Below are 373 nucleotides of genomic sequence, written 5' to 3'. Positions count from 1 at the left end.
TCATCCACTTCACCACAATCGGCTCGGCATCAGGTCTCAGCCTTAATGAGTGACGGATTTGCCTATCACTCGGCCTACACCCTTACCCCGGGACAACCACCGCCCGGGCTGGACTACCTTCCTGCGTCACCCCATCGCTCACCTACTACAGACTTGGATCAGCGGCTCCACCACGTCCCTTTGTCCGAAGACTCCGGGCCGGCTTCGCGGCCTTAGCATCACCTGGTTCGACGTTGGCGCTTCAAAGCGGGTACGGGAATATCAACCCGTTGTCCATCGACTACGCCTGTCGGCCTCGCCTTAGGTCCCGACTTACCCTGGGCAGATCAGCTTGACCCAGGAACCCTTGGTCAATCGGCGCAAGAGTTTCCCA

General features: G+C 59.2%; 1 rRNA gene. It reads right to left on the bottom strand.

What is annotated here, in order from left to right:
• Window positions 1–373, bottom strand: a 23S ribosomal RNA gene (locus ACXJMZ_RS37475); the annotation flags it as partial.

Source organism: Kitasatospora sp. P5_F3, assembly GCF_054049135.1.
Note: the sequence above shows the minus strand (reverse complement) of the source record. Positions and strands in the feature narration are given on the sequence as shown.